28 protein-coding genes are annotated in these 26262 nt (G+C 46.5%); 11 read left to right on the top strand and 17 right to left on the bottom strand.

What is annotated here, in order from left to right:
• Positions 1-7: 7 nt before the first annotated feature.
• Together ilvM and ilvG are read right to left on the bottom strand one after the other, a co-directional pair.
• Positions 8-292 carry an acetolactate synthase 2 small subunit gene (gene ilvM / locus AB4133_RS20755; protein ID WP_017055442.1) on the bottom strand — a complete coding sequence of 95 codons (285 nt, stop codon included), beginning with the start codon at positions 290-292 and terminating at the stop codon, positions 8-10.
• Position 293: 1 nt separating this feature from the next.
• Positions 294-1940: an acetolactate synthase 2 catalytic subunit gene (gene ilvG, locus AB4133_RS20750; protein WP_017058784.1), complete on the bottom strand. Its 1647-nt coding sequence runs from the start codon at positions 1938-1940 to the stop codon at positions 294-296.
• A gap of 472 nt (positions 1941-2412) precedes the next feature.
• On the opposite strand from ilvG, the gene AB4133_RS20745 reads away from it, so the two are divergent.
• Positions 2413-3936 (top strand): YifB family Mg chelatase-like AAA ATPase, encoded by a 1524-nt coding sequence (locus tag AB4133_RS20745; protein ID WP_017058783.1) that lies wholly within the window; start codon positions 2413-2415, stop codon positions 3934-3936.
• Positions 3937-3998: 62 nt separating this feature from the next.
• Here the strand turns inward: AB4133_RS20745 and AB4133_RS20740 are convergent, their stop codons facing one another.
• The 6 genes from AB4133_RS20740 to AB4133_RS20715 form a co-directional block, all read right to left on the bottom strand.
• Positions 3999-4955, bottom strand: coding sequence for a DUF2860 domain-containing protein (locus AB4133_RS20740; protein ID WP_372225617.1), 957 nt, complete (start codon positions 4953-4955; stop codon positions 3999-4001).
• A gap of 140 nt (positions 4956-5095) precedes the next feature.
• Positions 5096-5695 carry a thiol:disulfide interchange protein DsbA/DsbL gene (locus AB4133_RS20735; protein WP_017063015.1) on the bottom strand — a complete coding sequence of 200 codons (600 nt, stop codon included), beginning with the start codon at positions 5693-5695 and terminating at the stop codon, positions 5096-5098.
• A 55-nt stretch (positions 5696-5750) separates the two neighbouring features.
• On the bottom strand, positions 5751-6737 hold the full coding sequence (locus AB4133_RS20730; RefSeq protein WP_017058781.1) for a serine/threonine protein kinase: 987 nt from the start codon (positions 6735-6737) through the stop codon (positions 5751-5753).
• A 73-nt stretch (positions 6738-6810) separates the two neighbouring features.
• Positions 6811-8229, bottom strand: coding sequence for a cytochrome c oxidase accessory protein CcoG (ccoG, locus tag AB4133_RS20725; RefSeq protein WP_017063014.1), 1419 nt, complete (start codon positions 8227-8229; stop codon positions 6811-6813).
• A 326-nt stretch (positions 8230-8555) separates the two neighbouring features.
• Positions 8556-8819, bottom strand: a complete 264-nt coding sequence (locus tag AB4133_RS20720) for a YihD family protein (RefSeq protein WP_009848104.1) — start codon at positions 8817-8819, stop codon at positions 8556-8558.
• 131 nt (positions 8820-8950) lie between these two features.
• Positions 8951-9118 carry a hypothetical protein gene (locus AB4133_RS20715; protein WP_004739323.1) on the bottom strand — a complete coding sequence of 56 codons (168 nt, stop codon included), beginning with the start codon at positions 9116-9118 and terminating at the stop codon, positions 8951-8953.
• A gap of 283 nt (positions 9119-9401) precedes the next feature.
• Between AB4133_RS20715 and AB4133_RS20710 the strand changes: the two genes are divergently transcribed.
• Entirely contained in the window at positions 9402-10193 is a 792-nt protein-coding gene (locus tag AB4133_RS20710; RefSeq protein WP_017058778.1) for a sporulation protein, read from the top strand.
• 156 nt (positions 10194-10349) lie between these two features.
• Positions 10350-11003 carry a hemolysin III family protein gene (locus tag AB4133_RS20705; RefSeq protein WP_017063010.1) on the top strand — a complete coding sequence of 218 codons (654 nt, stop codon included), beginning with the start codon at positions 10350-10352 and terminating at the stop codon, positions 11001-11003.
• Here AB4133_RS20705 and AB4133_RS20700 read toward each other — a convergent pair.
• From AB4133_RS20700 to def, 6 genes are all read right to left on the bottom strand, one after another.
• The gene (locus tag AB4133_RS20700; RefSeq protein WP_065584150.1) at positions 11000-11590 is read right to left on the bottom strand and encodes a DUF3157 family protein; all 591 of its coding nucleotides are present in this window, start codon (positions 11588-11590) and stop codon (positions 11000-11002) included. The two genes, AB4133_RS20705 and AB4133_RS20700, sit on opposite strands and share 4 nt — an antisense overlap.
• A 26-nt stretch (positions 11591-11616) precedes the next feature.
• The gene (locus tag AB4133_RS20695) at positions 11617-13062 is read right to left on the bottom strand and encodes a TrkH family potassium uptake protein (RefSeq protein WP_372225614.1); all 1446 of its coding nucleotides are present in this window, start codon (positions 13060-13062) and stop codon (positions 11617-11619) included.
• Between the two features lie 95 nt (positions 13063-13157).
• Positions 13158-14534, bottom strand: a complete 1377-nt coding sequence (gene trkA / locus AB4133_RS20690) for a Trk system potassium transporter TrkA (RefSeq protein WP_004735766.1) — start codon at positions 14532-14534, stop codon at positions 13158-13160.
• A gap of 109 nt (positions 14535-14643) precedes the next feature.
• Positions 14644-15924 carry a 16S rRNA (cytosine(967)-C(5))-methyltransferase RsmB gene (rsmB, locus tag AB4133_RS20685; protein WP_372225641.1) on the bottom strand — a complete coding sequence of 427 codons (1281 nt, stop codon included), beginning with the start codon at positions 15922-15924 and terminating at the stop codon, positions 14644-14646.
• 92 nt (positions 15925-16016) lie between these two features.
• Positions 16017-16964, bottom strand: coding sequence for a methionyl-tRNA formyltransferase (gene fmt, locus AB4133_RS20680; protein WP_017058773.1), 948 nt, complete (start codon positions 16962-16964; stop codon positions 16017-16019).
• Between the two features lie 37 nt (positions 16965-17001).
• Positions 17002-17514 (bottom strand): peptide deformylase, encoded by a 513-nt coding sequence (gene def / locus AB4133_RS20675; RefSeq protein ID WP_017058772.1) that lies wholly within the window; start codon positions 17512-17514, stop codon positions 17002-17004.
• A gap of 140 nt (positions 17515-17654) precedes the next feature.
• On the opposite strand from def, the gene AB4133_RS20670 reads away from it, so the two are divergent.
• The 4 genes from AB4133_RS20670 to AB4133_RS20655 are packed head-to-tail and all read left to right on the top strand — an operon-like array spanning position 17655 to position 20917.
• Complete coding sequence (locus AB4133_RS20670) at positions 17655-18746, top strand: LysM peptidoglycan-binding domain-containing protein (RefSeq protein ID WP_136979559.1); 1092 nt, start codon at positions 17655-17657, stop codon at positions 18744-18746.
• Positions 18743-19855 carry a DNA-processing protein DprA gene (dprA, locus tag AB4133_RS20665; RefSeq protein ID WP_017071760.1) on the top strand — a complete coding sequence of 371 codons (1113 nt, stop codon included), beginning with the start codon at positions 18743-18745 and terminating at the stop codon, positions 19853-19855. The genes AB4133_RS20670 and dprA overlap by 4 nt, the downstream gene beginning before the upstream one ends.
• Before the next feature lie 3 nt (positions 19856-19858).
• On the top strand, positions 19859-20335 hold the full coding sequence (locus tag AB4133_RS20660; protein ID WP_029235095.1) for a DUF494 family protein: 477 nt from the start codon (positions 19859-19861) through the stop codon (positions 20333-20335).
• A gap of 12 nt (positions 20336-20347) precedes the next feature.
• The gene (locus AB4133_RS20655) at positions 20348-20917 is read left to right on the top strand and encodes a type I DNA topoisomerase (RefSeq protein ID WP_017063003.1); all 570 of its coding nucleotides are present in this window, start codon (positions 20348-20350) and stop codon (positions 20915-20917) included.
• Positions 20918-21005: 88 nt separating this feature from the next.
• Here AB4133_RS20655 and AB4133_RS20650 read toward each other — a convergent pair whose 3' ends face one another.
• Complete coding sequence (locus tag AB4133_RS20650; RefSeq protein WP_372225609.1) at positions 21006-22136, bottom strand: 5-(carboxyamino)imidazole ribonucleotide synthase; 1131 nt, start codon at positions 22134-22136, stop codon at positions 21006-21008.
• Positions 22137-22141: 5 nt separating this feature from the next.
• Positions 22142-22627, bottom strand: a complete 486-nt coding sequence (purE, locus tag AB4133_RS20645; RefSeq protein ID WP_004735777.1) for a 5-(carboxyamino)imidazole ribonucleotide mutase — start codon at positions 22625-22627, stop codon at positions 22142-22144.
• Between the two features lie 195 nt (positions 22628-22822).
• Between purE and AB4133_RS20640 the strand changes: the two genes are divergently transcribed.
• The 4 genes from AB4133_RS20640 (at position 22823) to AB4133_RS20625 (ending at position 25510) form a co-directional block, all read left to right on the top strand.
• Positions 22823-23380 carry an L-threonylcarbamoyladenylate synthase gene (locus AB4133_RS20640; protein WP_371725277.1) on the top strand — a complete coding sequence of 186 codons (558 nt, stop codon included), beginning with the start codon at positions 22823-22825 and terminating at the stop codon, positions 23378-23380.
• A gap of 19 nt (positions 23381-23399) precedes the next feature.
• Entirely contained in the window at positions 23400-24317 is a 918-nt protein-coding gene (hemF, locus tag AB4133_RS20635; protein WP_372225605.1) for an oxygen-dependent coproporphyrinogen oxidase, read from the top strand.
• A gap of 75 nt (positions 24318-24392) precedes the next feature.
• Positions 24393-25223, top strand: coding sequence for a shikimate dehydrogenase (gene aroE / locus AB4133_RS20630; protein ID WP_017067739.1), 831 nt, complete (start codon positions 24393-24395; stop codon positions 25221-25223).
• A gap of 17 nt (positions 25224-25240) precedes the next feature.
• Positions 25241-25510 (top strand): DUF1488 domain-containing protein, encoded by a 270-nt coding sequence (locus AB4133_RS20625; protein ID WP_017058764.1) that lies wholly within the window; start codon positions 25241-25243, stop codon positions 25508-25510.
• On the opposite strand, the gene AB4133_RS20620 is transcribed toward AB4133_RS20625, so the two are convergent.
• Positions 25507-26052 carry a gamma carbonic anhydrase family protein gene (locus AB4133_RS20620; protein ID WP_017058763.1) on the bottom strand — a complete coding sequence of 182 codons (546 nt, stop codon included), beginning with the start codon at positions 26050-26052 and terminating at the stop codon, positions 25507-25509. The two genes, AB4133_RS20625 and AB4133_RS20620, sit on opposite strands and share 4 nt — an antisense overlap.
• Positions 26053-26262 lie beyond the last annotated feature (210 nt).

The raw sequence follows: 26262 nt of genomic DNA, 5'->3' as shown, positions 1-26262 counted from the left end.
CGGTTCCTTATGCGTTTATCTTTTGTTGTAAGTTGTTGTTTGGCAGTTCATTACGGCTGATCGAGATAACGTCAACGGTACGTACATCCCACAGCTTTTCGATTTGGTTTACCAAGAACGAGATCGGACGGTCACTGTCTACGATGATCTCAACACTCGCCACTTTGCTTTCGTGGTTTTGAGTGCCCGCAACTTGCTTAACAATGAAGCCACGGTGGCGGATAACACGAAGAACACGCTCTAGTAGTACAGGCTTATCATCGGCTTTGATGTCTAATAGGTATCTTTTCATGTTATGTGTTCTCCAACATCTCACTGTTTGAAGCACCTGGCGGTACTAGTGGCCATACGTTTTCTTCTTCATCGATAAGAACATGAAGTAGGTAAGCGGTTTTGCTCTCTAGCATCTCTTTCAATGCTGGTTCTACTTCTTCTTTACGAGTGATGGTTTTGCCCGGGATATCGAACGCTTTCGCGAGCATCACGAAATCAGGGTTGTCATCTAAGATAGTTTCACTATGGCGGCCATCGAAGAACAACGATTGCCATTGGCGAACCATACCCAAGCGAGAGTTGTTAAGAAGTACCATCTTCACTGGGATTTGGCGGCGTTTCAGCGTGCCAAGCTCTTGCACGTTCATCATGAACGAGCCATCACCAGAGATAAGAATAGATTGGTCATCAGGACGCCCAACCGAAGCACCCATTGCAGCTGGCAAGCCAAAGCCCATGGTGCCTAAACCGGCAGAGGTAATGAAGTTCTGTGGATCGCGAGGCTGAATGTGCTGAGCTGCCCACATTTGGTGTTGGCCCACATCAGTCGATACGATAGAGCTTGCTGGCATCATGTCTGACAGTTGCTTCAACAGCAGTGGAGCAAAAATCAGATCACCAGGGTGGTCGTAACGCCATTTGAATGAGCTACGAAGACCTTCAGAGTGATGAACCCAAGAGGAGATGTCTTGGCTTAGCTCTAGTTGAGGCATGATCTTGTTGATGTCACCGCGAATTGGCGCATTGGCAAGACGCAGTTTGCTGAACTCAGCGGCATCGATATCGATATGGATAACCTTAGCATGCGGCGCAAAGGTATCGAGTTTGCCAGTTACTCGGTCATCAAAACGAGCACCGACAACAATCAACAGGTCACTCTCTTGAACCACAAGGTTAGCGGCTTTAGTGCCGTGCATACCCAGCATGCCAAGGTAGTGTGGGTCGTCACGTTCGATAGTGCCCAAGCCTTTCAGTGTGCTTACTGCTGGCATTGGGTTTAGGCGTAAAAACTCACGAACCGCATCGGTTGCTTTAGCAAGTTGAACACCACCACCTACGTATAAAACAGGACGGGTCGCTTGAGACAAAAAGTACTGTGCCTGTTCAATGGCATCAGTTGTCGCAACAGGAATTGCGGGTGGAGTAAATTCAGGAAGAGCGTTAACAGGTGCTTCTGCTAGTTGAACGTCTTTAGCGATATCGACGATAACCGGGCCAGGGCGGCCAGACTTTGCTACCACAAACGCTTCAGCGAGGGTTGGAGCTAGCTCTTCAATATCAGTTACTAGGTAGCTGTGTTTAGTACATGACAGAGACATACCAATCACATCCATTTCTTGGAATGCATCGGTACCAATGTGGGAACTTGCAACCTGACCTGTGATAGCAACCAATGGGATTGAATCCATAAAGGCATCAGCAAGGCCAGTGACTAGGTTGGTTGCACCTGGTCCCGAGGTTGCCATACAAACAGCGACATCTTGTGTTGCTCTAGCCATGCCGATCGCGGCCATAGCGGCGCCTTGCTCATGGCGACATAGGATATGTTCAACCCCGCCGTCATAGAGTGCATCGTAGATTGGCATGATGGCACCACCGGGGTAACCAAATACGGTCTCAATTCCTTGTTGCTTGAGTGCGGATACGACTAGTTCTGCGCCTTTCATCGGAATTCTCCCGTATTACCTTTATTTTGGTAACTGTTTCCTTTGTCTCTGCACATCTTGTGCTCCCATTCTTCCTGTAAATCGGCAAAGCCGAAAATGCTCAAAAATATAAAAATCGAATGTTTAAATTAGAAAAAACCCCCGGACTTGTCAGTGCGGGGGTTTTTTCTAATTCGTGGTTACTTTCTTCCCACTCGCCCCCGCGCAGTCTTAATAATGACTACGATAATCAGGTTAATCAGTGCGTAAATGCGAGCGTTAAAAATCATAATATTCGAGTTTTCTCGTTTATTGTCTTCAGTAAATGTCTACATCTCTAGTGTTATCACACAAATCTGCCGCATGACAAGGGAAATGTCATTCTTTTTTCACATTAAAATACCATTCCACCAAGCTATATAACAACCTTATCGCTTTGGTGAGCAACGAATATCCAGAGCGAATACTTTTAAATCAAAGACAAAGGAAAGTTATGGGACTCGCGATAATTCATAGCCGAGCTAGTGTGGGTGTAGAGGCGCCAGAAGTGACCGTTGAGGTGCATATAAGCAACGGAATGCCTGGCTTCACGCTGGTGGGTCTACCTGAAACAACGGTCAAGGAATCTAAAGATCGAGTGAGAAGCGCGATCATCAATTCTCGCTTTGAGTTTCCATCGAAAAGAATCACGGTTAATCTCGCCCCAGCCGATTTGCCCAAAGAAGGTGGCCGTTTTGACCTGCCCATCGCGCTTGGGATTTTGGTGGCGTCAGATCAGCTTCCGACATCAAAAATAGCTCAACATGAATTTATCGGTGAGTTGGCATTGTCAGGAGAACTTCGCTCGGTAAAGGGCGTTTTGCCTGCGACGTTAGCCGCCGACAGTGTAGAGCGATGCTTAGTTGTCCCACATCATAACGGTGATCAGGCTGCGCTGGTGGGCAAGGGAGCGCATAAATCTGCACAAACCTTGTTGGAGGTTTGTGCTGACATGTGTGGACAGGCTCAGCTTGGGCTATATAGAACGGAACATCATCAGGCTGATGTTTCAGTGCTTCGCGACCTACAAGATATTATCGGCCAACAACAAGGCAAGCGAGCTCTAGAGATAGCCGCTGCTGGGAATCATAACTTATTGTTTCTTGGCCCACCCGGAACCGGAAAAACTATGCTCGCTTCTCGACTGCGTGACCTATTACCTGAAATGAGTGATGACGAAGCGATGGAAACCGCGTCGGTGGCCTCGTTAACGCAACAAGAAATCAATCAATACAACTGGAAGCAACGACCTTTTCGCTCTCCTCACCATTCCAGTTCAATGGCGGCATTAGTGGGTGGTGGTTCGGTGCCTCGCCCCGGAGAGATCTCTTTAGCGCATAACGGTTTATTGTTCTTAGATGAGATGCCGGAGTTTGAGCGCAAGGTGCTTGATTCATTACGAGAGCCACTAGAGTCGGGCGAGATCATTATCTCCCGTGCTGCGGGCAAGACTCGTTTTCCTGCGCGTTTTCAATTGGTCGGTGCACTTAACCCAAGTCCAACGGGTTATTACGAAGGTAACCAGGCGCGCGCCAACCCACAGATCATTCTGCGTTACCTCAATCGCTTATCTGGGCCCTTGCTGGATAGGTTCGATATGTCATTGGAGATACCTCTGTTGCCAAAAGGAATGTTGGCCGAAGGCGGTGATCGCGGTGAAACCACTCAAGTAGTTAAGCAAAGGGTTAGGCAGGCGCGAGAGTTAATGCTATCTCGCAACCATAAATCGAATGCACTGTTAGGTAGCCGAGAAATTGAGAAGTATTGCCCACTGCGACGCGAAGATGCAGAGTTTCTTGAGACAGCACTACATCGCTTGGGTTTATCGATTCGTGCTTATCATCGAATTATTAAGGTGGCACGAACCATTGCCGACCTTGACGGTAACGAGCAGATCGAAAAGAAACATCTATCAGAAGCGCTAGGCTATCGCGCGATGGATCGCTTGCTGAAACAACTCACGGCTCAAGCTGTCTAGCAAGCAGAAAAAGCCTGCTTAGATGCAGGCTTTCGTTGGATTGCAGTTCATACTCGCTAAGGTTAGAACTTGTAGTTCAAGCCAACTGAAACGATATATTGAGACTCGTCGTAGAAGGTAATGTTCGAGTCGCTGGTGCCGTAGCCTGCCAGTGAAATAAACGACCAGTTTTCCCAATCCATGAATTGATCATACTCATAGGCGGCGAATAGGTTGATATTGTCGTCGCTGCGTTTCTTGTCGTAGATCGGGTTGCTCGCATCGTAAGAGCGTTGGTTGTAACCCGCTGTTAGTGCGTACTTGTGACGCCCCATGCCACCAAACAAGCTTACCTCACCACCGAATTGGTCGTAAGATTCAGCTTTACCATCAGCATCACGTGTTTGATAGATGGCGGATGGAATAAGCATCATGGTACGACTAAGTGGCAGGCGATATTGACCTTTCAAGTAGAGAGTATTGGCATCTCGTTTGAGCTCTTGATCTTGAATATCATCCTTGTCGACATCTTTGGTCGCATAGGCCATGTCTAGCGAGAAAGCTGAGCCCGCAATGTTGCTTAGCTTCAAACGAAACGCATTGCCAGTTTCATCGGTCTTGGTGCGAGCTGATGTGGTGTTGTATGGATCAGCCCAAGTTTCACCAGACATAATGGTTGGCAGCAGTGAAGCGTCGATCACCATGCCTGACTCAAGTTGGTATTTGTAACCGACTTCGAGAACTACAGTACCTGTTGCTACATCATCTCGCGCGGTACCTGTGTATACCTGATGGTTTAGCTTTTCACCAAAGGTATAAGCAACACTACCTAAAGGAGCAACCAGAAAAGAGCTTTCCGAAGAAGCCTTCTGATCTGTGGATGAAAGATTGCTATCAGCATCGGTATTAAAGTTCGAGGTGGAAGAGGTAACCCCGGTATTGAGAGAGATTTCACCACTGAAACCTTGTTGGTCTGCAAGCTTGGCAAAAGCGGGAGAAGCCGCAACGCTCAATGCCAAGAGAGTTATTTTTATTTTCATTCAAGGGCTCCTTGCCCACCGGTTCTTAGGACGGGTTATTAATAGCAGTAAAGCTTTAAACTTCCAGGTTAATTATTTATCAATAATGATTTTTGAACTAACAAAAAAAAAGGAAGCCGAAGCTTCCTTTCATCAATGGCTTACTTCTTTAATAAGAAGTTCACGAGCTCGAAGTACTCATCAAGAGAGTTGATACCTTGAGCTTCTACTAGGTAGCGGTTGTTAACCACAACAGCGGGTACACCTGAAAGGCCGCTGTCTTTGAATGCTTTGTCGAAGCGACGAACCATAGAATCTACAGCAAAGCCGTTATACGCAGCATCGAATTTCTTCGCATCAACGCCTTCGTCTAGGAAGATTTGACGCAGTTCTTCTTCATCACGTGGTGGCTTGTTCATTGTGTGGATGCGGTTAAACATCACTGGCACCATTTTATCTTCAACTTTCAGTGCAATCATTGTCGCGTAAGCTTTGCTCATTGGCAGACCCATGTTGCCACCCATGAATGAAACATGGTTCTTCTGTAGCTTAGCGTCTTTAGGTAGCTGTTGTTTTAGCTGCTGGATGATTGGCTCAAAGCTATTACAGTGTGGGCAGTAAAAAGAGAAGAACTCTGTCACCATTGGTTTTTTTGATGCTTCTAGGTCGAGAACTTTGTAGTGTTCACCTTCGTTAAATTTCGCAGCGTGAGCGGTAAGGCTCAACATGATCAATGAGAAAAATGCGAATAGCTTTTTCATTTATCCAATCTCCATTATGTTTGAATTTTTATCTAGTTGTATGTTGCGATTGCTGTTACCACTGAGGCATTAACGAAAGTGGTGGCTCTTGCAGGGTAGCAATTTGCTCTTTACAAGCAAGTACTTGTTGCTCCCAATATTTCGGATCATTAAACCACGGGAAGGCCAGAGGAAACGCAGGATCGTGCCATCGTTTCGCCAACCATGCCATGTAATGCACCATACGTAGACCGCGTAGTGGTTCGATTAGTTTCAGTTGTGCGGTATTAAAATCGCAAAACTCTTGGTAACTCTCTAGCAAAATATCCAGTTGCATCAGCTTATCTTGGCGCTCGCCATTGAGCAGCATCCACAGATCTTGTATCGCAGGGCCGTTACGTGCGTCATCAAGATCGACGAACATTGGCCCATCGCGCCACAAAATATTGCCAGGGTGGCAGTCACCGTGCAGGCGGATATTCTCAATGTTGCTCGGCCACTGGCTCTCTAGCTCTTTGATCAGAAGGTCAACGTCATTGAAGAAGGCATTTTCTAGGTGCGTCGGGATAAACTGAGAGTTCTCTAGAATCTTACGTGGCTGATAAAGGTATTCATCTAAGCTGATGGTCGGGCGATGTTGGAATGTTCTTCCCGCGCTGGCTTTATGAATACGACCAAGAAAGCGTCCTACGCCTTCCAATTGATCTAGATTGTCAACTTCATACTGTCTGCCGCCAACACTTTCAAATAGTGCAAATAGGTAGCCTTGGTATTCATGTAAGGTTGCACCGTTGATTCGCATTGGAGGCGCAACCGGCATCTCTTGTTCGATAAGCTCGAGTGCGAAGTCATGCTCTTCTTGGATCTGTGCCTTGTTCCAGCGTTGTGGACGGTAAAACTTAACGACGTAGCGCTTACGGTCTTCATCGGTGAACTGATAGACACGGTTTTCGTAACTGTTGAGAGCGAGAAGCCCGGATTCAGCGCGAACTCCGATGCTCTCCAGTGCGTACCACATGAAGTCAGGAGTCAGGTTATCAAAGTTAAAGGCTTGCATCGTCATAGAATAAAAAAGGCTCATTACTGAGCCTTTTTCCATTTATTGGGTTGTTATACCAAGCACTACGGTGCGGGTATCAGAGCTTCTTGATAAAGCGGCTTTCGACTTCCATCGTAAACTCTTCATTATCCGAGAGTATAAACTGAATTGTCGAAACTGGTGAGCTCAGTTTTTCTGGGTCGGCGCCCAAACTGATAGGTAGGTTCAAAACCTCGCCTGGATCGACAGTAATCGTCTGTTTACCATACCAGATAGAATCGGGCAGTCCGCTAACATCGAGTTTGTACTCTTGCTCTTGTTGAGTCTTGTTGATCACTTTCAAGGTGTAGGTGTTTTCAACCAACCCTTGGTTATTGACTCTAAACAGTTGGTTTCGGTCACGCAGAACACTTAGGCCGGCAGGATCAACGCTCGCGATTTGGGCGAAGAACAAGCCCAGCATCACGATCAAGATAGCGCCATAGCCCAACAGCTTGGGACGCATTACCTTGGTCGAGTGACCTTCAAGTCTGTGCTCGGTGGTGTAATTGATCAGGCCTTTCTCATAGCCCATACGCTCCATCGTGTTGTCACAGGCATCAATACACGCGCCGCAGTTAATACACTCGTATTGCAGGCCGTCACGGATATCGATACCCGTAGGGCACACTTGTACACACAGATTACAGTCAATACAGTCGCCTAGACTAAGCTCTTTTGGATCGGCTTTACGAGAGCGAGGGCCACGGCTTTCACCACGTTCTGTGTTGTAACCAACGATGAAGGTGTCTTTATCGAACATTGCCGACTGGAAACGCGCGTAAGGACACATGTGCAGACAAACAATTGAACGCATCCAACCCGCATTGGCATAAGTACATCCAGCAAAGAACAGTACCCAAAACACCGGCCAGAAAGACGAGTTAAAGGTAAAGAAGCCAACCACTAACTCTTTGATTGGGATGAAGTAACCAACAAAGGTTAAGCCCGTCGCAATGGCAATCGCCCACCACGCAATGTGTTTGAGGGTTTTTCTGAGGATTAAATTGCTCGTCAGTTTGCCCGAGTCTTGTTTTCTTCGCTTATTGGCAGCGCCTTCTAGCTTCTCTTCGAACCAGATATACATGAAGGTCCAGACGGTTTGTGGGCATAAATAGCCACACCAGACACGGCCTAAGAAGGTGGTTATGAAAAACAGGCCAAACGCGGCAATCATAAATAGGATCGCGAGTAGGGTCAGATCTTGCGGGTATAAGGTGGTGCCAAAGAAGTTGAACTGTTGGCTGCCGATATCGAGCAAGATCGCTTGACGTTCACCAAAGGGAATCCATGGGATAAGCGCAAAAAGTAAAAGTAAGAACCAACCGCCATAGCGACGCAGTTGTTGGAATTTACCTTTGCTTTCTCGAACATAGATTCGGTTACTTGGGTTAAATCGATCTCCATTACCTTTATGTGTTTTCGGGTTAAAGGTTTTAGGAGTCACATCTTTGATATCGATTTTATCCTGACTCATGGACTATCCTTTTTGTGGCTTGTTTGCCCGGTTAAGTCGGGCATGACGACATTACTTGAAAGTATGGTTTAGAGAACCTGTTGAAATTGAGCTTGGTGCATTTGTTGTTATCGCACTCACTCTTATTATTTTAGAAGATTCTTATGGATGGCGATTATAACGACAATCTTGTTCTCATTTCTTTAACGCTATCAACCTTTAACAACAAAAGTCATAACAGTTGTGACGAAAAAATAGCGAACAGAAACAAAAAAGCGACCTGGTGGTCGCTTTTTAAAATTGAGTGTTTTATCTATACGGCAATTGAGCTCTAAACTAACGGGCGACTAAAGAAGGCCACGTGCTTTTAGAATTGCGGTTTTGAAATCATCTTCTTGGTCTTTTTTCAGGCCCGGGATCATCTCATCTTTTTCGCTGTTGCGCATTTTTAGGTGATAGATAAGAACATCGTCAGTCAGTTCTTCAAGCTTGCCTTGGTAGCCCGCTTCTTTTGATAGCTTAATGATGAACTCTAATAGGTTAAGCTCTTGATCTTTCTGCCACTCAGGCTCCATCAGTTCAAGCAGTTCTTCAATGCGGTGACACTTCATACTTTATTTCTCCACAAATTTTATAATGATTTGTGGCTAAGGTATCAAATCGGGTAGGGAATACCAATGTGTAAACACATTTCAAGATGGGAGCGGGCAAGAAAAAAGCGCAGTAAAAACTGCGCTTTTTGTTAAGCGGCTTTAATCACTTTCGTTGTAGTCGGTGCTAATAAAGCAGTCTTCTCAACTAGAGTCATTGTAGGAGCCAATTTCTTAGCCGTTGGAGCAGCAACAAAGCCACTACGACGACGCATCGCACTACGGTTGGTGTGCGAGAACCTGACAGCTGTTGGGCGCATTAATTTACCTAACGGTCAGGCATATCCATTGCCAATCTAATGGCCTGACTTATCATGAGCTTCGCTTCAATTACTTGAAGAGTCACTCGTCTGGCTTTCGCCAATCCGAAAAATAAATCAGGATAATGATATGCATGCATATCAAGGCTTAGATTATCACTATCTAACTTATCGATCGACGCCTGAGTGATAATTAAACGATATTAGAGCTAAAATAGTGTGAGCAGTATATTTGAGTTTGAACCTCTTTCAGGCTTAAGATGATGCTTTAAAGGAGGTGCATATGTCGTTCTTAAAGAAAACGTTAGCAAGTTTTGGAATTGGATCTGCCAAGGTGGATTCTGTATTGCAACAGGAAGTGCTTTATCCAGGTAAGAAGGCGAGCATTATTGTGCATGTCTATGGTGGCGCTCAGCCACAAGAGATCGACAATATCGATCTCAACTTGTGCTGTCGTTACGTCAAAGAAATTACTATGAATTCGCAAAGGCAAGAGGGCGGTCAAACACGTCGAATGCACCAGACATACTCGTTGGCCAAATGGAGCCTGCCGTATGCCTTTGTTATTCAGCCGGGTGAAACCCGTGATTTTGAATGTGAGTTTGATGTCCCGCTGAACACACCTGTCACGATTGGTGATTCAAAGGTGTGGCTAGAAACCGGGCTCGATATTGCGATGGCGATTGATCCATCGGATAAGGATATTTTAACGGTTCGCCCAGATGCACTTCTTGATGGTATTTTTAATGAACTAGAAGCTCAAGGTTTACGCATTCGCCAAGTTGAGTGCGAAGCAGTAGAGGGCTTTGAACTGCCATTTGTTCAAGAGTTTGAGTTTGTCCCTACCACTGGTCCATATCATGGCCGCTGGCGTGAACTGGAAGTGGTTGCTCATCGTGATGAAACCGAGCTTAAGTTGTGGTTTGAGATAGACCGTAATCGCGATGGTGCAAAAGGCATGTTGGCGAGCTTGTTAGGCATTGGCCAACTGCAGCGTCAATTGAGTGTGCCATTGGATACGTCACCACAAGATGCGGGCAAGATGGTACTTGAGTATCTAGACAACGCATCTTAGTTAGCTCTTTGGTTCTGTAGCTTTAGAGACCTTAGCTTCATCACACCGTTTAGGCGTTATTAATGTCATAAAAGATGTCATAAAAATTTAAGCTTACACGTGTAAGCTTAATGTGCAATACTAGGCAAATCGAACATTTACTCTAGTAGGATAATCATGTCTGCATCATCGGCGAGCGAATACAGTGACATCGAAGAACGCGCCAATGCGATAACCCATGGCTTGGGTGTTGTGCTTGGCGTGGTTGGTTTAATCCTGCTGCTGATTCGTGCGTTTGACCATCAAGCCGACATACTGACTATTGCGAGTATGGCGGTATATGGCAGCAGTATTATCCTACTCTTTCTCGCTTCCACGCTTTATCACTCGATCACCACAGAAAAGACCAAGCGATTACTGAAAACTCTCGATCACTGTGCGATCTACTTATTGATCGCGGGCAGTTACACGCCATTTTTATTGGTGAGTTTAAGAACACCATTGGCGATGGGTTTGATGGCAGTGATTTGGGGTATCGCGCTAGTCGGAATTATTATGAAGATTGCCTTCGTCTACCGATTTAAGCGTTTGTCATTGGTGACTTACTTGGCGATGGGTTGGTTATCGCTGATTGTGGTTTATCAACTGGCGATGAATATCGAGATGGGTGGTTTGGTGCTACTAGCACTCGGTGGCGTGATTTACTCGTTGGGTGTGATTTTCTATGTGGCAAAACGCATCCCTTACAATCATGCCATCTGGCATTTGTTTGTGTTGGCGGGCTGCGCTTGCCATTTCTTCGCTATTTATTTGTACGTGACTCCGGTTTAGCGAGCCAGTACCTCAGTAATCTCAGCTTTAATCTGATATTCAGGGTGTTGTTCTAGGTCGAGCTTGATGAGCTTGCCTTCTTCACCCGTCTTTGGTCGTAGGTATGTGTCGGCCATTCGTTTGATTGATTTCCACACAGCAACTTCTTCTTCTGCCAACAACTCACCTTCTGCAGTAAATACGCTGATGTTAAGTGATACCAAAATGACCGCTTGAGTGCCTTGGTTAGTGATGGCTGTCGGAATGATAAGCTCACCATCTTCATAGCGACTTGCACCCAGTACAACATCCACTCCTGACTGAGACAGCTGTAAGCTAGGCTTTTTACTATTAACCACAATCGTAGTGCCACGCGTGTTCGTTGCGACAGGTACGGCTACGACAGGGGCTGCTGCAATAGGCGCTTCGATCTCTGATGTTGTCGCTGCTGTTTCCGTTTGCTTCGGTGCCACGTATTGCCAAGTAAAATCATCTTTGAGTAACACTTGCTTGCCATCAGGCAGTGTGACCATTTGATCAGCAAAGGCAGAACTTACGAATACTGAGTTTGCGAGCAATGCGCTAGCGAGAAGTACGTATGATTTCATCTGTGTTTCCTTGATTTTGTGCTTGGTTAACGTCGCCAAAAGGCTGGGAAAAATAGAACAATGAGCGTCAATATCTCGAGTCGCCCCATCAGCATTCCTAAGCTTAGCAACCATTTAGCGGCGTCGGGCAGTGGAGCAAAGTTCCCGGTTGGACCGATAACGCTGCCCATACCAGGACCAACGTTGGCAACGGCTGTGATAGCGCCAGATATACTGGTCACGGGATCAAGCCCCATCGCGCTCAAGCCACCTGCAATTAAGATAATCGTAATAAAGAACATCAAACCAAATGCGACTAGTGAACGCACAATATCGTCATTCACCGGTCGCTGATTGTAGCGTTGAACAAACACGCCCGACGGGTGAATCAGTTTCATCATCTGCTTATGAAGCATGGTCATCGCGATCTGGAAGCGGAAGATCTTGATACCACCAGAGGTTGAACCTGAGCACGCGCCCGCCATCATTAAAAAGGCAAACAGCGTGGTAGGCAAAGCGCCCCACGCGGTGAAATCTTCTAAGCCAAAACCGGTTGTGGTTACGACTGACACAATGTTGAACATCGAAACACGCATCGCATCCATGACTGTGTAGCCATCTCTAACCACCAACCATGTCGATATCACGGCACTGGTGACCAAGAATAGATAGGTGAAACCTCTCACTTGCGCGTCTTTGTAGAGGATTGAGAGTTTTCTACCACGCAGTGCGCTAACAAACAGTAGGAACGGCAGACCACCAAGGAACATGAACAGGGTTCCTACCCAGTGAGCACTGTTAGAGAAGTGGTTCATTGAGCCATCTGATGTTGAGTAACCACCCGTAGACAGTGTTGTGAAGGCATGATTGATTGCGTCAAAGATACTCATGCCTGCAAACAGGTAGCTAATGATGCACAACCCAGTCAGAACCAGATAAACCGCCACGATGTTCTTGGCGACCGTTTTCGCTCGTGGGCTGCTTTTATCTGACCAATCGGATGATTCGGTTTGGAACAGGCGCATACCACCGACGTTGAGCATTGGCAGAACCGCTACCGCCATAACGATGAAGCCGATGCCACCTAACCATTGCAGTATAGAACGCCACAACAGAATACTTGGAGCCATGCTGTCTAAGCCGCTTAATACGGTTGAGCCTGTCGTGGTGATACCAGACATGGTTTCAAAATAGGCGTCAATGAAGCTGATGTGGTTGATGAAGACAAACGGCAGTGCAGCAAAGGCACTGGCTATCGTCCATACCAGAGAGGTGATCAGGAACATGTCCCGTACCCCAAGTCGGAACTTAGCTGAACGGCCTAAGCTCAAGCAGATGAACGCCACAATGTGCGTGATCACTACCGACTGACCAAACTCGAGGAAGCCACCGGTGCCTGTGAAAAAGGCAACCAATGTAGGGATGTACATGAAAAGGGCGAGTTTTGATAACACTAACCCTATCACTAATAATATCGGACGAAAGTTGACCATAGCTTAATAGACCATAGCTTTAATTGATTACAGCTTTGTGCCGGAGCGCCGTTCTCACAAAAGAAAGTTGCGAGAAGAAGCTCACGAGAACAAGGCTATAAGAAGAACGGGCTCGGTTGGAATAGAGACTCAACATCCGGTACGTATTTCTTGTCCACTAGGAACATCACTACGTGGTCATCCTGTTCGATTACGGTTCTATCGTGCGCGATAAGTACTTCTTCTCCGCGAACAATCGCACCAATAGTGGTGCCCGGTGGTAACTTGATGTCGCCAATCGCTCGGCCAACCACTTTAGAGGTGGTTTCGTCACCGTGAGCAATCGCTTCGATCGCCTCTGCAGCGCCGCGACGTAGAGAGGATACGTTTACGATATCAGCACGACGAACGTGAGTAAGCAGCGCAGAAATGGTCGCTTGCTGTGGCGAGATAGCAATATCAATCACACCACCCTGAACAAGGTCTACGTAAGCACCACGCTGAATCAGTACCATTACCTTCTTGGCACCCATTCGCTTCGCCAGCATGGCTGACATGATGTTGGTTTCATCTTCATTGGTTAGGGCGATGAACACGTCCACTTGATCGATGTTCTCCTCGGTCAGCAGCTCTTGATCGGCGGCATCACCACAGAATACGATGGTGTTTTCTAATTCTTCAGACAGCTTCTCGGCGCGAGTGTAGCTGCGCTCGATAAGCTTGATACTGTAGCTCTGCTCAAGGCGTTTTGCCAAGCTTGCACCAATGTTACCACCACCGACAATCATGATGCGGCGGTACGGTTTCTCTAGGCGCTGTAGCTCACTCATTACTGAGCGGATGTGGTTACTCGCTGCGACGAAGAACACTTCATCATCGGCTTCAATGATGGTGGTGCCTTGTGGACGAATAGGGCGACCTTGACGGAAAATAGCGGCAACACGGGTATCAATGTGCGGCATGTGCTCACGCAAAGCAGACAATGCGTTACCAACCAGTGGACCACCGTAGTAGGCTTTTACTGCTACTAGGCTAACCTTCTGTTCAGCAAAGCTCACAACCTGCAGTGCGCCTGGGTATTGAATCAGGCGCTCGATGTAGCTGGTCACTAGCTCTTCGGGTGCGATCAGGTGATCGACTGGGATGGCACCTGATTTGAATAACGCTTCTTTCTCTTCTAGGTATTGAGGAGAGCGAATACGAGCAATTCGGTTCGGCGTATTGAAAAGAGAGAAAGCAACCTGACACGCAGCCATGTTGGTTTCATCCATGTTGGTTACGGCAACCAACATGTCGGCATCTTGCGCACCCGCTTCACGTAGTGTGTTTGGGTGGCTGGCATAACCGTTTACAACCCTAAGGTCGTACTTATCCTGAAGTTCACGAAGTCGGTCAGCATTACGGTCGACAATGGTGATGTCGTTGTTTTCACCAACCAGGTTTTCAGCAAGGGTACCGCCAACTTGTCCAGCACCTAGGATAATGATCTTCATAGCCTTTCTCTTTTCTTTACCGTGGTAATTCTAGTTATCTAACTTTATTTTGATAATGCACTAGAAAGAAACAGCGGCTAAGAAATAAATTCTTAGCCGCTGTTAGTTGTTATGCCTGTTTTACTAGAACTGCGTAGTAGAAGCCATCCATATCTTCTTCTCCAGGTAGTATTTGACGACCCGGATTTTCGATATCAGACCCAACCAACGTAGCGTTCTCAGTGCGTGCTAGGAATGCTTTCACTTGCAGCACGTTTTCTTGCGGCGTGATAGAACAAGTCGCATAAACCATGGTGCCGCCTTCTTTCAGCTGACGCCACATTGCATCCATAATCTCGCTTTGCAGTTCAGCCAGCGCATCAATGTCAGACGCACGACGTAGCCACTTGATGTCAGGGTGACGGCGAATGACGCCAGTCGCTGAACAAGGTGCATCAAGTAGGATACGGTCGAACTTATCACCCATCCACCACTCTTCTGGGTAGCGAGCATCACCACAAATTACGTCGGCACGCAGTTGTAGACGCTCAAGGTTATCGTAAACACGGTCTAGACGTTTAATGTCGCAGTCAATCGCAACCACTTCAGTGTCTTGAGTGTGCTCAAGAATGTGTGCCGTTTTACCACCTGGCGCAGCACAACAATCTAAGATCAGCTCACCATCTTTTGGTGTTAGGTAGTCAACCGAAAGCTGAGCGGCAGCGTCTTGCACTGATACCCAACCTCTGTCGAAGCCAGGAAGCAAAGTAACATCACAAGGTGCAGCTAATTTTATGGCATCGGCTGCTTCTGGGTGCAATGTGTATTCAATTTTTTCGTTTTTAAGTAGTTCAACATACTCGTCACGAGTGTGGTGTTGGCGGTTAACGCGCAGCCACATTGGTGCCTTACTGTTGTTTGCTTCAACCAGTTGCTCCCATTGATCTGGGTAGCTCTCTTGAAGCATTTTTAGAATCCAGCTTGGGTGGCCGTATTTGCCTGCATTGTGACTAACGGCTTTCTCGTCCAGTTCTTCTTGGTCACGTAGGTAGCTACGTAGCACAGCGTTGATCAAACCACTCAGGCTTGGACCACGCAGTGTTTTAGTGCCCTCAACCGTTTCAGCAACCGCGGCATGCGAAGGGATACGCATGAAGCTTAGTTGGTAAATGCCCACCAAGATTAGGTGGTGGAATACACGCTTTTTACCTTTAAGCGGGTTTTCCATCAGTTCGTTAGCGATTGACTCTAAACGAGGCAGGTAACGAAGTGCGCCGTAGCAAATCTCTTGCAGTAGAGCATGGTCTCGTGGACGGATCGTTTTTTGAGCCGCAGGGAGAGCGTGTGACAGAGAGTGGCCTTTATCGACAACTTGGAATAGGACATTTGCAGCAGCAGCGCGAACATTCATGAGGGGTACCGAATATTTATTTGAATACATGAGGGCATCTCTGCCCTCGTAAAGGTTTTCTAAGCTGCGTAATTAGCAGCTTTAAAAGCGGATTAAGAAAGTTGTGTACCAACTTCAAACCAGCTTGCACGTGAGTTCAAGATATCCTGAACTGACATGGCTTTTTTACCTGGAACTTGCAGTTGTTCAAGAACAAGTACGCCTTGCCCTGTCGCAACATAGATACCAGTTTTATCCGCTTGCAGAATGGTACCTGCAGGCTTATCAGAAGTTTGCTCTGCCACACGGCTTTGCCATACTTTAATGCTGTTCTCAGCAGCTTCAAAGTGACTCATTGGCCATGGGTTGAAGGCACGAACGCAGCGCTCAATATGCGCAGCTTCATCACTCCAGTTGATACGCGCTTCTTCTTTGCTTAGCTTCTTCGCGTAGTTCGCAAGCTCATCGTCTTGCTTTTCTGCAACTGCTTTGCCAGAAGCGATGTCCGCTAGACATTCAACAAGCGCATCAGGGCCAAGGCCCGCTAATTTCTCGTACATAGATGCGCTAGTATCTGTCGCTTCGATAGGCAGCGTCGCGATACTTAGCATGTCGCCAGTATCTAGGCCGATATCCATCTGCATGATCGTCACGCCTGTCTCTTTATCACCCGCCCAAATAGAGCGTTGAATCGGAGCAGCACCACGCCAGCGCGGTAGGATAGAGCCATGTACGTTGATACAACCTAAGCGAGGCGTATCTAATACAACCTGCGGAAGCAATAAGCCGTAAGCGACAACAACCATGATGTCAGCGTTCAATTCAGCTAGCTCTTGCTTAGCCTCATCTGACTTGAAGTTTTCTGGTTGGTAAACCGGAATATTGTTTTCAAGTGCGATGTTTTTTACTGGGCTCGCAGTGAGTTTTTTACCGCGGCCTGCTGGGCGATCTGGCTGTGTGTAAACAGCAACAACTTCATGCTCCGAAGACAACAACGCCGCCAAGTGACGGGCGGCGAAATCCGGAGTACCTGCAAAGACAATTCTTAAAGACTGACTCAAGGTAGGCTTCCTTCTAATTTAGTAATAGCAGCGGTTATTAACCTTGTTTCTCGTTGAAACGTTTAATCTTCGCTAGCTTATCTTGGATACGTTTACGCTTTAGTGGCGATAGGTAATCAACAAACAACTTGCCTTCTAGGTGGTCAAGTTCGTGCTGAACACAGATAGCCAGAAGGTCGTCAGCGTCGAATGTGAATTCGTTGCCGTCACGGTCTAGTGCTTTAACCGTTACTTCTGCAGCGCGAGGTACTAGAGCTCGAGCGCCTGGTACAGATAGGCAGCCTTCTTCGATTCCATCTTCGCCGCGCTTCTCAGTAATTTCAGGGTTGATAAGCACCATTGGCTCATCACGTGTTTCTGAAATATCGATAACAACGATGCGTTGGTGGAAATCTACTTGCGTTGCCGCAAGGCCGATACCTTCTTCGTCGTACATGGTTTCAATCATGTCATCAACGAACTTTTGAATCTCTGGGGTAACTTCTTTTACCGGTTTCGCCACGGTACGTAGACGATCATCTGGTAATGTTAATACTTGTAATACAGACATATACACTCGAAATATTGAACTGTGCCGAAACAGCTTAAACCTTGTTGGCTCAATTCTAGACATTTTAGAGGTCAAATGACAGCATCCTGAAGGTAATTCTCCAATCAGATGTCATATATTCAGACCAAGGAACCTAGGTCATGCGTCATTTATTGCCTGCTTTATCTCTTATTTGTGCCTCGATTTCGTTCGCCGCTACGGCTGAAAATAGTGAGCAACCTTTAACCATTAAACAGGGCGCACCTGAGGCGTATGTGGTGGTTAAGGGCGATACTTTGTGGGATATCTCTGCGATGTATCTCGATAGTCCATGGTTGTGGCCAAGGTTATGGCAGGTCAATCCAGAGATAGAAAACCCTCATCTCATTTATCCCGGAGATAAACTGTCTTTGGTTTGGATTAATGGCGAGCCTGTATTGAGCCTCAAGCCTGTTATCAAGCTTAGCCCTAAGATTCGTGTCTCTGAGAAGAAAGCAGTACCTACCGTCAATGAAGGGCTGGTTTTGCCATATTTACAGTCTGATCGCTTGGTAGAGCAGCAAGATATCGAATCAGCGCAACGAGTATTAGGTACCAGCGATGGCAAACGCTTCTTATCGGGTGTAGAACGGTTATTTATCTCAGGTAACCAACAGCATCAAAAGTGGGGTATCTACCGCGCAGTTGAAACCTACCAACGGCAGCAACCCCAAGCAAGTATGACCTCTTTGCGTTTGGTCGCCACGGCGCGCTTAAAAGAAGTGGATGCTGAGTTCAGCAGCTTGCAGATAGACACTCAGCTGCAAGAGGTATTGCTGAACGACCTTGTGCTACCAGAACTTGGTGTTGATCAGGTGAAGCTCTCTACCACGTTTTATCCTGCACCTAGTGCGGCGGGTCAATTTGCTAATATCTTGGGCTCATTAGATGGCAGCCAATACAGCGCGAAGAATCAGGTGGTAGTGATCAACAAAGGTTCACAGGATAACCTTCGCCAAGGTTCTATGTTTACCCTCAGCGAAAGCGGTGCGGTGGTGTTTGGTAAGCAAGGTGAATACAGTTATAAAGAGTCTGCGGCGAGCGATAAGGTGCAATTGCCAAGTACCTCGCTGGGTAGCTTGATGGTCATTCGTCCTTATGAGTATTTTAGCCTCGCGTTGATCACTCAGAGCTCTAAGCCTGTTAGCAAGGGCATTCTGGCAGTATCGCCTTTGGATCTTGCTTTGACAGAAGAGGTTAAGGGCACCGAGTGAATGAGCAACAACTGAGTGCTTGGCTAACTCTAAGTTTTGTTCCTCAATTGGGTGGCAAACGCCTTTCTCGCCTGCTGAGTATCGATTCCCCTTCGAACATTGTTGGCTACTCAAGCCAGCAGCTGCAAGTGATGGGTTTATCAGGCAAACAAATTTCTTATCTAAGAGAGCAAGCCCCAAGAGAAGTGGAGGCTTGCTTATCATGGCAAGCAAAACAGCCTAACCATCACATCATTACCCCTAATTGCCCACATTATCCCAAACTGCTTAATGAGATTGCCTCTGCGCCCAGTGTTCTTTTCGTTAAAGGTCACGTTGAAAAACTGATCGAGCCTCAAATCGCGATGGTCGGCAGCCGCAATGCCAGTATTGAAGGACTGCAGACCGCCAAGTCCTTCGCCAAAGAGTTTGTCCAAAACGGTTTAATTGTCACCAGTGGCTTAGCTTTAGGTATCGATGGCTATGCTCATGATGGTGCTCTAGATAAAAGAGGGGAAACTTTTGCAGTGTTGGGGTCTGGCTTGGACTCCATTTATCCTGCCCGCCACCGAAATCTAGCTGAGAGGATCTGTGAGAACGGAGCGCTGATTTCAGAGTTTCGACCGAGTGCTAAACCAAGACCTGAACATTTCCCCCGTCGTAACCGTATTATAAGTGGCTTGTCGTTAGGAACCTTGGTGGTGGAAGCGGCTGAGAAGAGTGGCTCTTTAATTACCGCTCGCTATGCCATGGAGCAAGGTCGAGAAGTGTTTGCGCTGCCCGGTTCTATTCATAGCCCAACCAGTCGCGGAGGTAACAGTCTCATCAAAGCTGGAGCATGTTTAGTGCAAAATGCTCAAGATGTTCTGATTGAAATAAAGAGTCTGTTAAACTGGTCTATAGATCAGCAGCCGAGCTTATTCGAACCTACGCCGAATGAGGGTGAAAATGAACAATTGCCATTTCCACAGCTGTTAGCTAACGTAGGATTAGAGGCGACACCCGTTGATATTTTGGCACAGAGAACCCATATACCTGTGCATGAAGTCATGATGCAGCTTTTAGAGCTTGAGCTCTCAGGGCATGTTGTTGCAGTTTCCGGTGGCTATATTCGAAAGGGGAGAGGCTAAGCTATGATGATGGACATACTGATGTACTTGTTTGAAACCTACATCCATAGCGATTCTGAATTGCAGGTGGATCAAGACGAACTTGAAGATGAACTTCTTCGAGCGGGGTTTCACCAAGATGATATTTATAAGGCTCTCCATTGGTTAGAAGACCTTGCTGCACTGCAAGATACCGATAACCAAGCGGCGATTACTATGTGCTCTAATACCTCGATGCGTGTTTACACAAGTAAAGAGATATCACGTATTAATATGGAGTGTCGTGGTTTCTTGTTGTTCCTTGAGCAGATCAACGTCCTCACGACAGAGATTCGTGAAATGGTGATTGATCGTGTCATGGGGTTAGAGACCAATGAATTTGAGTTGGATGATCTGAAGTGGATTATCTTAATGGTACTGTTCAATGTACCGGGTAATGAAAGTGCTTACACGCAAATGGAAGAGCTGTTGTACACCAAAGAGCAAGGTATCTTGCATTAATACAGGCTTATCATGAGTAGTAAGATTGATAATCAGCTTTTTTCAGCACATGAACATGCGTTAGAGCATGAACCATGTCCACAGTGTGGTGGGGAGCTTCAGCTTCGCCATGGTAAGCACGGCCCATTTTTAGGCTGTAAGCAGTATCCGAGCTGTGATTACATCAAGCCTCTTCATCAAAATGATGGTCATGTGGTGAAAGAGCTGGGCGTTCCGTGTCCTAAATGCCAAAACGAATTGGTATTAAGGCAAGGTCGCTTTGGGATGTTCATTGGCTGTAGCAGTTATCCAGAGTGTAATCACATCGAATCTTTGGACCAACCGAAAGAACAACCTGAAGAGCAGCCACTTGTTGCCTGCCCTGAGTGTGGTCGAGGCCACTTGGTTGAGCGTAAATCTCGCTATGGCAAAACCTTCTATGCGTGTGATAACTACCCTAAGTGTAAGTTCGCCGTTAATCAGCCACCTGTTATAGGTCGTTGTGAACAGTGCCAGTTCCCGTTGTTACTTGAGAAGAAAACAGCCAGTGGTACCAAGAAGCAATGCGCTGATCGCAAGTGTCACCACATTCAATCTCAATAACTCGATATTATAGACACAAAAAAACGGCGCTCACTGAGCGCCGTTTTTGTATCCAATAAACTTTTTATATCAATAAGCCAATGTAGGCTTACTTCATCTGCTCAGCAAACTCATGCACAGCAGGGTAGGCTTGCTTATCAAGAATCTCAGCCAATGAGCACAAAGCTCTTTGTAATTCTGCGTTGTAGTCAGCGCTCACGTTAATGTGACCCATCTTGCGACCTGCACGCTTTTCTTTGCCATACCAATGAACATGACAACCACCTTGAGCAAGAATAGCCTCAGGAAGAGTATCTTCGCCAAGAATGTTGATCATTGCGGTTGGACGAATCAGTTTAGTGCTACCTAGTGGCATGCCACACACTGCACGTAGGTGGTTTTCAAACTGACAAGTCTCTGCGCCTTGTTGCGTCCAGTGGCCCGAGTTATGAACACGTGGTGCAATCTCATTAACAAGCAGTGAACCTTGAACATCAAAGAACTCAAGTGCTAGCACGCCAACGTAATCTAAACGCTCAGCAATGGCAGTGAACATGGCTTTAGCTTGCTCTTGCAGTTCAATGTCATCAATCGCTGTCGATAAGCTCAACACGCCGTCGGTGTGAACATTCTCAGCCAGTGGATACACTTGAACCTCGCCATTGGTATCACGAGCACCAACCAGTGATACTTCGCGGTCAAACGGAACAAACTCTTCAGCCACAATCGCTTGGTTGTCGGTCGCGGTAATGCACTCAGCTATTTCTGCCCAAGTCGCGTCAACATTGTCTAATGTCTTTAAGCGCCATTGGCCCTTGCCGTCGTAGCCGCCAAGTGTGCTCTTCAACACCATTGGTAAGCCAACGTGAGCAATTGCAGCGTCAAAGTCTTCGCGAGAGTTAACCACGTAGTACTTAGCATTCTTCACGTTCGCTTCGTCTAACAGGGCTTTTTCAAGACGACGGTCACCGCCAGCTTTGATTGCTTCTGTTGTCGGTAAGAACTTACCGCTGCGCTCACACACCTCAAGTACATCGTGAGGAATATGTTCGAATTCAGCAGTAATGACGTCCGCACGCTCAATCGCATTTTCTAAGCCGTTACCTAGAATCGCTTGCGTTAATGGGTGAACAATATTTTTGCTGCCAACATCAAAAGCAGAAATTTCAATATTCAGCGGTGCCCCAGCTAGGGACATCATGCGAGCAAGTTGGCCCGCGCCTAACACAAGAACATGCATGGAAATTAGTCCTCTGCAGGGTTTGGATTAGCCAAAACCGTTTCTGTTTGCTCAGAACGGAATGCTTCTACTTTTGCCATTACTTCTTCATTGTGTGTACCAATGATTTGAGCCGCTAGGATGCCTGCATTGGCAGCGCCAGCTTCACCGATAGCCAAAGTACCTACCGCGATACCTTTTGGCATCTGCACGATAGAAAGCAGAGAGTCCATGCCTTTCAGTGCTTTAGACTGAACTGGAACACCCAGAACTGGTACGCTTGTGAAAGCAGCAGCCATGCCCGGAAGGTGCGCTGCACCGCCAGCACCAGCAATAATTACTTTAATACCGCGCTCTTTCGCACTGGTTGCGTAGTCTGCAAGCAATTGAGGTGTGCGGTGAGCAGAAACCACTTTTGTTTCGTACGCCACGCCAAACTGATCCAACATTTCTGCAGCTAGCTTCATTGTTGGCCAATCAGATTTAGAACCCATGATAATACCGACAGTCATCTCAAACTCCTTCAGGTACGATTTAATTAGTGATTAGATATTTTGCGCGCATTATACGGGTAAAATTACTTAAGGAAAACGTTTGCGTCAGTCTAAGTTGTTAATTGATACATTTTATAAACAAATAGCTTTAGTCACAGTGAATGATAATTTGTACACTTAGCGAGTTCGATAACTGACTTAATGAGGCAACCCGTGGATAACTTTCAACATACATTGCAGGCATTACAACAAGGTGAAGTCATTGCTTACCCGACCGAAGGCGTTTTTGGGGTTGGTTGTGATCCTGATAATCCACATGCCATCAAGAAATTACTCGAGTTAAAACAGCGTCCAGTTGAAAAGGGCTTGATCTTGATTGCTGCAAGTTACGAGCAGCTGCTTCCTTATATTGATGAAAGCCAGTTGACGGAAGAACAGTTGGTAACAGTGAAAGCGACATGGCCAGGTCCGGTCACTTGGATTATGCCAACCAGCAGCAAAGTTACTGACTGGGTCAGCGGCCAGTTTGATTCCATCGCGGTACGAGTGACGGATCACCCTTTGGTTCAAAGAATGTGTAATGAGTTCGGCAAGCCGTTAACCTCTACCAGTGCCAACCTGACTGGCGAGCCGCCTTGTATGACGACTGAAGAAGTTAAGCAGCAACTTGGCCAACATTTGGTGGCTATTTTAGAAGGTCAAACGGGTGGTCGTGAGAAGCCAAGCGAAATTAGAGATGCAAAAACGTCGAAAATATTAAGACAGGGCTAAACCCTGCAAAGGAAGTAAGATGTCAGCAATTGATAAAGAAGCAGTAAAACAGTTTTTACTGAGTCTACAAGATTCGATTTGCCAGCAGCTTGAGCAAGCTGATGGTACTGCACTGTTTGAAGAAGATGCATGGCAGCGTGAGCCTGGCGAGCGCCTTGGTGGCGGTGGTCGAACTCGTGTGATGACCAACGGTGCGGTATTTGAGCAAGGTGGGGTTAACTTCTCTCACGTAGCGGGTAAGGCTATGCCTGCCTCAGCTACAGCTCATCGACCTGAATTAGCCGGACGTAAGTTTGAGGCGATGGGGGTTTCATTAGTTGTCCACCCTAACAACCCATATATCCCAACCTCACACGCGAACGTTCGATTCTTCATTGCGGAAAAAGAAGGGGAAGACCCGATTTGGTGGTTTGGTGGTGGTTTTGACTTAACGCCATTTTATCCTGTCGATGAAGATTGCCAATCTTGGCACCAAACAGCCAAAGATCTTTGTGCGCCATTTGGAGATTATGTTTATCAAGAGCACAAAGAGTGGTGTGATAAGTACTTCTATCTTCCTCACCGAGACGAAACACGTGGTGTTGGTGGGTTGTTCTTTGATGATCTTAACGAGTGGGGCTTTGAAAAGAGCTTTGCTTATATGCAGGCGGTCGGTGAAGGTTTTGCAGCCGCATACTTACCAATTGTAGAACGACGCAAACAGACGCCTTATGGTGAGCGCGAGCGTGATTTCCAACTTTATCGTCGTGGTCGCTATGTTGAATTTAACTTAGTCTATGACCGTGGCACTCTATTTGGTTTACAAAGCGGCGGTCGTACAGAGTCTATATTAATGTCGATGCCGCCATTGGCTCGCTGGGAATACCGCTACGAACCACAAGCGGGTTCACCGGAAGCTCTGCTTTATAGCGACTACCTAAAGCCTCGAGTTTGGTAGTTCTTCCTTCCTTATAGGGATAGTGATAGGGTCATCTATATAGATGACCCTTTTTTATTTCTGTTAGGTAAGGATATGACACAGCAAGTAGATCGTTATGCCGTTTTCGGTAACCCTATTGGGCAAAGCAAATCGCCATTCATTCACACATTATTTGCTCGCCAAACCAGCCAACAACTTACCTATACAGCATTACAGCCAGAGCACGGTCAATTTATCACTGCTGCCAAAACCTTTTTCAGCGAAGGTGGTCGAGGGTGCAATGTCACAGCGCCTTTTAAAGAAGATGCCTATCAGTTAGCCAATCGCCTAACTGAGAGAGCTGAACTAGCTGGTGCCGTAAATACCCTTAAGAAGTTAGATGATGGAGAGATCATTGGTGATAACACCGATGGTGAGGGCTTAGTTCAAGACCTGCTTCAACATCAAGTCACGCTAAAAGGAGCACGTGTTCTTCTTCTTGGCGCTGGTGGTGCTGCGAGAGGAGTGATTCAACCTCTTCTCGACCAAAAGCCACAACAGCTGGTGGTCGCTAATCGAACCAGCTCCAAGGCTGAACTTCTGGCTGAGATGTTTTCGTCGCATGGCAACATCAAGGGGATGGGGCTAAGTGATGTTAATGAAGGCTTTGATGTCATTATTAACTCTACCTCATCTGGTCTAAGCGGGCAGCTTCCTGAAGTGTCTGAGGTGATTTTCAATTCTACTAGCGCCGTTTATGACATGGTTTATGGATCTGGAACGACGGTATTCAATCAATGGGCATTAGATAATGGTGTTCATGCTGCTTATGATGGTTTGGGTATGCTAGTGGGGCAGGCAGCAGAAAGCTTTATGCTTTGGCGTGGTCTTCGTCCGGGAACAAAACAGATTTTAAGAGAATTACGTAAAAATCTAGAGATGTAATGGGGTGTTTATAAAAAATGAATCAATCAATTCTATTTCCTGATATCCAAGATTGGGATGAAGAGAGCCGAACAATCACGTTCCCAGCACAACAGTCGGGCGCATTGATTGAATGTGTCATGTCTATTGAGGAATTATCACGATTGGCAGGTAAAGATATAGAAGAAGGCGATCAAGCTTTAGTTATCTTTTCAGAGTTACGTTTCGATATTGAAGAGCTAGCGGAAGAGTTAATAGAAGAAGAGGAGTATGACTCCTCTAATCGGATTCAGATCAAAGCGCTTTAGACTGAAATTACAGAGTCTAGATAGTCATTTTTATTCTGAACGTAGTTGTCTGCAGACTTCTGTAGAAAGGCACGCTCTTTATCATTTAATGGGCGAGCTTGTTTTACTGGGCTTCCTACATAGAGGTAACCGCTTTCAAGTACCTTGTTTGGTGGCACTAAGCTACCAGCACCAATCATCACTTCTTTTTGGATAATCACGCCATCCAACACGATCGCTCCCATACCAACAAGTACACGATCCTCAATAGTGCAGCCATGCAGCATTACTTTATGCCCGATAGTGACATCATTACCTATTAAGAGAGGATAACCGTCAGGGTTTTCAGCATTCTTATGGGTGACGTGCAAGACACTACCATCTTGGATATTCGTTCTCTCTCCAATATGAATGTGGTTCACATCCCCTCGAGCTGCAACCAAAGGCCACACGCTAGAGTCGTTACCGATTTTGATATCACCAACCAGTACTGAACTGGTATCTATATAGACACCTTGCCCAATCTGAGGGGATATTCCTTTATAACTGCGTATTGAACTCATAAATCCTCCTTTATATAGGCACCTTAAGCCCTTAATTAAGAGGAATACTAGTGAAAATGGGGTGTTTTGAACAAAAAACGCTCGAACAATCAAAAAAGTAAGAAAAACTTCAAAAAGGGCTTGCCAGTGTGATCGAAATCTCTATAATGCCACCTCGCTGACACGGGATGGCTTCGTAAGAAACCAAAACGAATCAGCAGGTCAAATTAG

This window comes from Vibrio sp. 10N.286.52.F8, assembly GCF_041468745.1.
GTDB classification, from domain to species: Bacteria; Pseudomonadota; Gammaproteobacteria; order Enterobacterales; family Vibrionaceae; genus Vibrio; species Vibrio crassostreae_C.
The sequence above is the reverse complement of the archived record's forward strand: the minus strand, read 5'-3'. Positions and strand labels throughout refer to the sequence as shown.

What these genes read in the sequence shown, in the direction of transcription:
- def (WP_017058772.1), bottom strand. Translation starts at nt 17,514, where the DNA reads ATGTCTGTATTACAAGTATTAACATTACCAGATGATCGTCTACGTACC.
- AB4133_RS20655 (WP_017063003.1), top strand. Translation starts at nt 20,348, where the DNA reads ATGAGTAGTAAGATTGATAATCAGCTTTTTTCAGCACATGAACATGCG.
- AB4133_RS20740 (WP_372225617.1), bottom strand. Translation starts at nt 4,955, where the DNA reads ATGAAAATAAAAATAACTCTCTTGGCATTGAGCGTTGCGGCTTCTCCC.
- aroE (WP_017067739.1), top strand. Translation starts at nt 24,393, where the DNA reads ATGACACAGCAAGTAGATCGTTATGCCGTTTTCGGTAACCCTATTGGG.
- AB4133_RS20650 (WP_372225609.1), bottom strand. Translation starts at nt 22,136, where the DNA reads ATGCATGTTCTTGTGTTAGGCGCGGGCCAACTTGCTCGCATGATGTCC.
- AB4133_RS20700 (WP_065584150.1), bottom strand. Translation starts at nt 11,590, where the DNA reads ATGAAATCATACGTACTTCTCGCTAGCGCATTGCTCGCAAACTCAGTA.
- AB4133_RS20695 (WP_372225614.1), bottom strand. Translation starts at nt 13,062, where the DNA reads ATGGTCAACTTTCGTCCGATATTATTAGTGATAGGGTTAGTGTTATCA.
- AB4133_RS20620 (WP_017058763.1), bottom strand. Translation starts at nt 26,052, where the DNA reads ATGAGTTCAATACGCAGTTATAAAGGAATATCCCCTCAGATTGGGCAA.
- AB4133_RS20720 (WP_009848104.1), bottom strand. Translation starts at nt 8,819, where the DNA reads ATGAAGTGTCACCGCATTGAAGAACTGCTTGAACTGATGGAGCCTGAG.
- ilvG (WP_017058784.1), bottom strand. Translation starts at nt 1,940, where the DNA reads ATGAAAGGCGCAGAACTAGTCGTATCCGCACTCAAGCAACAAGGAATT.
- purE (WP_004735777.1), bottom strand. Translation starts at nt 22,627, where the DNA reads ATGACTGTCGGTATTATCATGGGTTCTAAATCTGATTGGCCAACAATG.
- AB4133_RS20705 (WP_017063010.1), top strand. Translation starts at nt 10,350, where the DNA reads ATGTCTGCATCATCGGCGAGCGAATACAGTGACATCGAAGAACGCGCC.
- AB4133_RS20625 (WP_017058764.1), top strand. Translation starts at nt 25,241, where the DNA reads ATGAATCAATCAATTCTATTTCCTGATATCCAAGATTGGGATGAAGAG.
- ccoG (WP_017063014.1), bottom strand. Translation starts at nt 8,229, where the DNA reads ATGAGTCAGGATAAAATCGATATCAAAGATGTGACTCCTAAAACCTTT.
- rsmB (WP_372225641.1), bottom strand. Translation starts at nt 15,924, where the DNA reads ATGAATGTTCGCGCTGCTGCTGCAAATGTCCTATTCCAAGTTGTCGAT.
- AB4133_RS20730 (WP_017058781.1), bottom strand. Translation starts at nt 6,737, where the DNA reads ATGACGATGCAAGCCTTTAACTTTGATAACCTGACTCCTGACTTCATG.
- AB4133_RS20660 (WP_029235095.1), top strand. Translation starts at nt 19,859, where the DNA reads ATGATGATGGACATACTGATGTACTTGTTTGAAACCTACATCCATAGC.
- AB4133_RS20745 (WP_017058783.1), top strand. Translation starts at nt 2,413, where the DNA reads ATGGGACTCGCGATAATTCATAGCCGAGCTAGTGTGGGTGTAGAGGCG.
- AB4133_RS20670 (WP_136979559.1), top strand. Translation starts at nt 17,655, where the DNA reads ATGCGTCATTTATTGCCTGCTTTATCTCTTATTTGTGCCTCGATTTCG.
- AB4133_RS20735 (WP_017063015.1), bottom strand. Translation starts at nt 5,695, where the DNA reads ATGAAAAAGCTATTCGCATTTTTCTCATTGATCATGTTGAGCCTTACC.
- AB4133_RS20715 (WP_004739323.1), bottom strand. Translation starts at nt 9,118, where the DNA reads ATGCGCCCAACAGCTGTCAGGTTCTCGCACACCAACCGTAGTGCGATG.
- trkA (WP_004735766.1), bottom strand. Translation starts at nt 14,534, where the DNA reads ATGAAGATCATTATCCTAGGTGCTGGACAAGTTGGCGGTACCCTTGCT.
- hemF (WP_372225605.1), top strand. Translation starts at nt 23,400, where the DNA reads ATGTCAGCAATTGATAAAGAAGCAGTAAAACAGTTTTTACTGAGTCTA.
- ilvM (WP_017055442.1), bottom strand. Translation starts at nt 292, where the DNA reads ATGAAAAGATACCTATTAGACATCAAAGCCGATGATAAGCCTGTACTA.
- AB4133_RS20710 (WP_017058778.1), top strand. Translation starts at nt 9,402, where the DNA reads ATGTCGTTCTTAAAGAAAACGTTAGCAAGTTTTGGAATTGGATCTGCC.